Origin of the sequence: uncultured Dysosmobacter sp., assembly GCF_947631165.1 — a bacterium.
GTDB lineage: Bacteria > Bacillota > Clostridia > Oscillospirales > Oscillospiraceae > Oscillibacter.
Genome location: NZ_CANRKH010000018.1, coordinates 55,768 through 62,107, shown reverse-complemented (window position 1 = coordinate 62,107; position 6,340 = coordinate 55,768). Strand labels below are relative to the sequence as shown.

General features: G+C 61.1%; 6 protein-coding genes. 5 read left to right on the top strand and 1 reads right to left on the bottom strand.

The window, feature by feature from the left end; translation table 11 throughout:
* Positions 1-370 precede the first annotated feature (370 nt).
* From Q0Z69_RS10190 to Q0Z69_RS10170, 5 genes are all read left to right on the top strand, one after another.
* Positions 371-622: a TM1266 family iron-only hydrogenase system putative regulator gene (locus Q0Z69_RS10190; RefSeq protein ID WP_298032935.1), complete on the top strand. Its 252-nt coding sequence runs from the start codon at positions 371-373 to the stop codon at positions 620-622.
* A gap of 76 nt (positions 623-698) precedes the next feature.
* Entirely contained in the window at positions 699-1,763 is a 1,065-nt protein-coding gene (locus tag Q0Z69_RS10185; protein ID WP_298032932.1) for an ABC transporter substrate-binding protein, read from the top strand.
* Positions 1,764-1,912: 149 nt separating this feature from the next.
* Positions 1,913-2,680 carry an ABC transporter permease gene (locus Q0Z69_RS10180; protein ID WP_298032929.1) on the top strand — a complete coding sequence of 256 codons (768 nt, stop codon included), beginning with the start codon at positions 1,913-1,915 and terminating at the stop codon, positions 2,678-2,680.
* A gap of 4 nt (positions 2,681-2,684) precedes the next feature.
* Positions 2,685-3,254 carry an ATP-binding cassette domain-containing protein gene (locus Q0Z69_RS10175; protein ID WP_298032926.1) on the top strand — a complete coding sequence of 190 codons (570 nt, stop codon included), beginning with the start codon at positions 2,685-2,687 and terminating at the stop codon, positions 3,252-3,254.
* A gap of 218 nt (positions 3,255-3,472) precedes the next feature.
* The gene (locus Q0Z69_RS10170) at positions 3,473-4,306 is read left to right on the top strand and encodes a DegV family protein (RefSeq protein WP_298032923.1); all 834 of its coding nucleotides are present in this window, start codon (positions 3,473-3,475) and stop codon (positions 4,304-4,306) included.
* Positions 4,307-4,481: 175 nt separating this feature from the next.
* On the opposite strand, the gene Q0Z69_RS10165 is transcribed toward Q0Z69_RS10170, so the two are convergent.
* A complete protein-coding gene (locus tag Q0Z69_RS10165; RefSeq protein ID WP_298032920.1) occupies positions 4,482-6,293 on the bottom strand; it encodes a CvpA family protein in 1,812 nt (603 codons plus the stop codon).
* Positions 6,294-6,340 lie beyond the last annotated feature (47 nt).

Sequence of the window (6,340 nt, the reverse complement as noted above, 5' to 3'; positions counted from 1 at the left end):
ACTCAACTTTAACCGATGAGGCTTTATCCTTCATCCTTTTTTATTCAACTGTCTAATATGTATTGTAATCCTACAGTTCCCACAAAAAATGGACAGCCTGCCAAAGGAACATCTCCAATGGAGACGGCCCGCGCTCTTGATTGACAGAAGCTCCCAACTGCTGTATAATCATCCTGTTCCTGGAAAGCCGCCTCACGGCGCCTGACCGGCGGACGTCACATAATATTCTGCCATTCTGACGGTGAGGCGCTTGCCGGACCGGAAGCTGGAGAGGCCGACACGGGGATTCCGTGTCTTACTATGCTGTGTGCGTCTCCCTCGCTGAATGGCGGGGAGACGTTTTATTTTCCGGAAGAAGGGGGATATTGATATGGAGACACGGGTCGCCGTGCTGGCCATCATCGTCAAAAGCGATGCCTCCGTAACAGCGCTGAATGAGCTGCTGCACCAGTATGGGCGCTATATCATCAGCCGGATGGGGGTCCCCTATCGGGAACGGGGGGTCAACCTTATCAGCGTGGCCATAGACGCGCCCCAGGACGCGATCTCCGCCCTGTCGGGCAGGATCGGGCGTCTGCCGGGGATCACGGCCAAGACGGTATATGCGCCGGTTGAAAATTGAAAATTTTCAGCCAATTAGGAGCTGTGGTTCAGGAAGCAGGAATGAAAATCAGCCCAAATGAAAAGAGGAAACGAAAATGAAGCTGTTCAAAAAGTACATGGCGCTGGTACTGGCACTGGTGCTGGCACTGTCCCTGGCCGGGTGCGGCGGGCAGAAGGAGGAACCTCAGGTAGCTCCCGTGGGACCCATGGAGCGGATGACGCTGCGGGCTTCCGCTCTGAAAGGGCCGACGGCTATGGGACTGGTGAAGCTGATGAGCGATGTGGATGGAGGCGAGCCTGTCTCCAATAACGACTATGCATTCACGCTGGCGGCCTCCGCCGATGAGGTGACGCCTCTGCTGATCAAGGGCGAGCTGGATATGGCCTGCGTACCCGCCAACCTGGCCTCCGTGCTGTACAACAAGACGGAGGGAGAAATCGTGGTCCTGGCAGTGAACACCCTGGGCGTGCTCTACATCGTGGAGAACGGCAGCGCCGTCCAGTCCATGGCGGACCTGAAGGGCAAGACCATCGTGGCCGCCGGCAAGGGCAGCACCCCGGAATACGCTCTGCGGTATCTGCTGGCGGAAAACGGCGTGGACCCGGATAAAGATGTGACCATCGACTGGAAGAGCGAGCACAGCGAGTGTGTGGCGGCCCTGGCCTCCGGCGCGGCCACAGTGGCCCTGCTGCCCCAGCCCTTCGTCACCGTGGCCCAGTCCAAGATCGACGGCCTGCGGATGGCCATTGACCTGAACGCCGAGTGGGACGCTCTGGACAACGGCTCCGGCCTCATCACCGGCGTGGTGGTGGCCCGGAAGGCAGTTCTGGAGGAGAGCGATGCCATGTTAGAGACCTGGCTGAACGGCGTGGCTCCCTCCTGGGACAAGGGCGGCCCTGTGGACTGCTTCCTGGAGGACTATGAAGCCTCCGTGGCGTGGGTCCACGAGAACACCGCCGGCGCTGCCCAACTGATCGGGGAATACGGCATCGTGGATGCCGCCGTGGCGGAGAAGGCCCTGCCCTACTGCAACATCGTCTGCATCGCTGGGGAAGAGATGCGGGAAAAGCTCTCCGGCTATCTCCAGGTCCTTTTCGAGGCGGACCCCGCCTCCGTGGGAGGCAAACTGCCGGGAGGCGACTTTTATTACAGCGTGTGACATAGAAATTAGGAATTAGGAGTTCGAAATTAGGAATTGCTGGCTTCGCCAGCCCCATGTTTCCAGCGCGCTTTCCTCAAAGGAGCTGTCATATGCGGGCAGCTAAGGGAAAATTCCTAATTCCTCATTTCAGGAAGGTGGTTCCATCCATGAACAAGCCGCAGATCCGCCCCTGGGCGGTGCTTTTCTGGCTCCTGGTATGGCAGGGGGCCAGCATGGCCCTGTCAGCGGCCTATCCCCACGGCGGACTGCTGCTGGCGTCCCCGGTCTCCGCACTGCTGCGGCTGGGGGAACTGGCCTGCACTGCCGCTTTTTGGCGGGCGGTGAGCGGCTCTGCCCTGCGGATCTTCGGCGGCTTTCTGCTCTCCTGCGCTCTGGCAACGGCTTTGGCTTCTCTGGCAGCCCGCTGGCAGGCTGTTCGGGAGCTGCTGGCCCCGCTGGTAGCGGCAGTGAAGGCGGTGCCGGTGGTGTCCTTCATCATCCTGGCTCTGGTGTGGCTGGACAGCCGGGACCTGTCCCTGTTCATCGCGGCGCTGATGGTGTTTCCGCCAGTCTATTTGAATGTGCTGACGGGCATCGCCGCCGTGGACGGCAGACTGCTGGAAATGGCCCGGGTATTTCGGGTCCCTTTCCGCCGGCAGCTGCGGGGCATCTGGCTGCCTCAGGTGCTGCCCTATTTTCGGGCGGCCTGCTCCTTGGGGCTGGGCCTCTGCTGGAAGGCCGGCGTGGCGGCGGAGGTCATCGGCCTGCCTGCCGGGACCATCGGCGAGCGGCTGTACACCGCCAAGGTCTATTACCAGACCCCGGACCTCTTCGCCTGGACAGCGGTGATCGTGGCGGTGTCCGCGGTTTTCGAAAAAGCATTCCTGTCCCTGGTGGACGGCGCGGTCCGGGCGGCGGGCGGCGAAAGGCGGTGAGGGCATGGAGATCCGGATCAAAGACCTGTGCAAAGCGTATCACGGCGTGACGGTCCTGGACCGTCTGTCCTTCACCGCCGGGCCCGGCATCACCTGCGTCATGGCCCCCTCCGGAGCGGGCAAGACGACCCTGCTGCGGCTGCTGCTGGGACTGGAGCGCCCCGACAGTGGCCGGATCGTTCAGCCGAAGGGCTGCCGCTGGGCCGCTGTGTTTCAGGAGGACCGGCTGCTGGAGCAGCTGGACGCCTTGGGCAATCTGCGTTTCGTCCTGGGACCGGCTCTGGACGAGGACGCGGCCTGCGCCCTGCTGGCGGAGCTGGGCCTGGGAGACGTGGGCGGCAAGATCGTCCGGGACTTCTCCGGCGGCATGAAACGCCGCCTGGCGCTGGCCCGGGCGCTGCTGGCGCCCTCGGACGCACTGGCCCTGGACGAGCCTTTCACCGGCCTGGACGCGGAGAACCGGGCTGGATCCATGGGCTGTGTCCGCCGCGCCGGACTGGAAAAGCCGGTGCTGCTGGTGACCCATGATGAAGCCGACGCAGCGGAACTGCAGGCCCGCATCGTAAAACTGTGAGCAAAAAGCGGCTGTCCGGAACAGCCGCTTTTTGCCTTGGCAGGCGAAAAACCGCCTGCCGGTCCGCCCGTCCTGCTTTTATCGGCAATTTCTTAACATAATTTAACAGGCGCTTCCAGCAATTTGGGGGTGCTTTTTCAAAAGTACTATGCTATAATGCCTCCGGTCCTGCATAAAAAATCAACACACAGCCCACAGCGGCTGGAAGGAGTGCGCATATGATCAAGATCACCACCGACAGCACCTGCGATCTGCCGGCGTGGCTGCTGGAGCAGCATAACATCACCGTCATCCCCCTGGGCATCGTCAAAGGCGACAGGCTCTATCAGGACGGTGTGAACATCCGTCCGGCGGACATTGCCGCCTATGTGGACGCCGGCGGGGACATCACCACCACCAACGCCGTCAACATTGCGGACTATGAGACCCTGTTCCGGGCGGAAAGCAGGAAATATGACGCGGTCATCCACCTGAATATAGGCCCCGGCTTTTCCAGCTGTCACCAGAACGCCCGTCTGGCGGCGGAGGAAGTCCCCGGCGTTTACGTGGCGGATTCCGCCAATCTGTCCGTGGGACACGGCCTGCTGGTGCTGGCCGCCGCTGAGGCCGCCGAGGCGGGAAAGTCTGTTCCGGAGATCCTCGCCATGCTGGAGGACATGGCACCCAGAGTGGAGATGAGCTTTGTGCTGGACAGGCTGGACTACATGAAAAAAGGGGGCCGCTGCTCCGCCGTGACGGCCTTGGGGGCCAACCTGCTGAAGCTGCACCCCTGCATCGAGGTCATCGACGGCAAGATGTCTGTGACTAAGAAGTACCGCGGTTCCATCGAAAAGGTGGTGGCGGACTACATCCGGGAGCGGCTGGCGGACCGGACGGACATCGACTCCCGCCGGGCCATCCTGGTGGACACCTGCCCCGACGACGCCCTGGCGGGCATCGTGCGGGACGCGGTGCGGGCGCGGTTTGACGAGGTCATCGAGGCCAAGGCGGGCTGCACCATTTTCAGCCACAGCGGCAACAACACACTGGGCGTGGTGTTCCTGCGAAAGTGAGGGAAAAGAGACGGCGCTGCCGTCTCTTTTGCTGTCCCCAGCGGAAAACTTGGGTCCTATTATTACAGGCGAAGGGAAGAAATTCCTGAGCTACGCCGATAATACCCTTAGCGGACAAAGGGCAGAACACCTGCCGGCCGATTTTCCCCTTTATGATATGCCTTCACGCACCGTCTCAACTCTGCCAGTCGCCGATCTCCACGCCCTCCTGTTCGCCGTCGAACCAGAAGGAGCGGACCTGCGTGATGGTGTGCTCCGTCAATCCGGCGCTGTCTGCGGCATAGCGGTACCAGATCTGGTCCCCCTTGTTCAGCAGCACTGCCCGGGGCAGCTCGGCGGCGTTGAAGTCCAGATACGCCAGGCCGTGCTCCATACGGACGTAGTAGTGGGTGTTGCCGTCCAGCACCGCGCTGCGGATCTCCGCCACGGTGCCGTTCTCCACTTGGGTCTCCCCCACCACGTCCACGCTGGACTCGCCTGCGCCGATCAGACCCGCGCGGGCCAGGGCCTGACGGTAAGATATCTCGCAGTCCGCCACTGTCTGCCCGGTCTCCACCAGCTGGTACTGCTGGACGTTGACCATGGCGTACATCTTCACCAGACCGTCCTCGCCTTTCAGGGCCATGAAATAGGTGGGCTGATTGGCGATATTCAGCAGCAGCGGGAAGGTGGCTTTATAGCGCATCTGCTGGACCTGGCTGGCGGCGGACGCTTGAGCGGAGCTTTCCGTCGCTCCGGCACAGGGATAGTAATGGGTCTCCTTGGTCCGCTGATTGGAGAGGATGAAGCCGATGTTGGACTGGTCGCTGGTCACGGAGGTAACACCGGTGTACATATACACGTCGTCGTCAATGGCGATATAGTTCCAGCCGTCGGTGGTCAGCGTCACGTCCTTCTGCCCGAAGATGGAATTCAAAAAGCCGTTATGATACATGCCGTAGTAGTCGTACTGCTGCATGATGATGTCGTAGGAGTACACCCGATCCACCCAGTTGGGGACCTCCTGGTGATATTCGCTCTCGCCGGTGATGGCGTTCACCAGCACCGCGCCCTTGACATCCGTGCCGCCAAAGAGGCCGATGGTCTTGACGATGCGGGAGCAGACCCAATAGGGTATGCCCTCCTCGTCGATCTCAAACACCGGCTCGTCGAACATCATGGTGGGATAACGGAACCGCAGGTGGCGGTAGAGGTTCCGTCCAAAATGCTCGGCGGTAGTGTATTTCATGCCCTCCCCCAGGCGGACCACCTCCACCTCCTGGGTCACCATGTCGATGATCAGGTAAGCCGGCAGGCCCTTGGAACGGTTGGTGAACCACTTGATGATGTCGCCGTAGGCCAGGGAGGTCACCCGGACAGGGCGCCCCTGGTAATTGATCTGGGTATAGCTGGGCAGGATCTCAAACTGGGATACCATATCGCTGAGCTCACCCAGTTTCCGGCTGCCCAGCTGGGCGGCGGAGTCGGCATCCAGCATGGGGATCTGGCCATAGTTGACCTCCTGGATCTCCGCCGTGAAATCCCCGCTCTGGATGGTCAGCAGCTTGCTGTACGCCCCCGCCCGCAGCACGACCCAGGAACTGATGGAGCCAAGAGCGATGGCAGCCAGCAGCCCCACCAGCACCAGTCCGGGAATGGCGCACTGCTTTTTCACAAAGCCTACATAGCCCCTGACGCCCTCTCCCTGGAAACCGGAGGTCACCATAGCGCATATGCAGTACACCACGCACAATAAGAAAGCGAACACATAGAATTCCTCGGCATGGAAGTTCAGTGCCGGCAGCTCCAGGTAAAAATACACCAGGCCCACCGCCAGCGTCACTGCCAGGTTGATGAGAGTGCGGGTGAAGGCGTTGCCGATGGCCTTGCGGGGTTTTCTGGCCCGCTTTGGCCTCTGGGGCGGCGTAAAGTTTCCCCCCTCGGCGCCTCCTCCGGGACCGAAGCCGCCAAAGCCAGCGCCGTTGCCGAAGTGAAATTCAAACGGCATATCAAAATGCTCCTTTCTGTCTATTTCCTGTCTATTTTATGATACCG

Excerpts from the sequence above, each read along its gene's own strand:
- Q0Z69_RS10190 (WP_298032935.1), top strand. The coding sequence starts at position 371 with ATGGAGACACGGGTCGCCGTGCTGGCCATCATCGTCAAAAGCGATGCC.
- Q0Z69_RS10185 (WP_298032932.1), top strand. The coding sequence starts at position 699 with ATGAAGCTGTTCAAAAAGTACATGGCGCTGGTACTGGCACTGGTGCTG.
- Q0Z69_RS10180 (WP_298032929.1), top strand. The coding sequence starts at position 1,913 with ATGAACAAGCCGCAGATCCGCCCCTGGGCGGTGCTTTTCTGGCTCCTG.
- Q0Z69_RS10175 (WP_298032926.1), top strand. The coding sequence starts at position 2,685 with ATGGAGATCCGGATCAAAGACCTGTGCAAAGCGTATCACGGCGTGACG.
- Q0Z69_RS10170 (WP_298032923.1), top strand. The coding sequence starts at position 3,473 with ATGATCAAGATCACCACCGACAGCACCTGCGATCTGCCGGCGTGGCTG.
- Q0Z69_RS10165 (WP_298032920.1), bottom strand. The coding sequence starts at position 6,293 with ATGCCGTTTGAATTTCACTTCGGCAACGGCGCTGGCTTTGGCGGCTTC.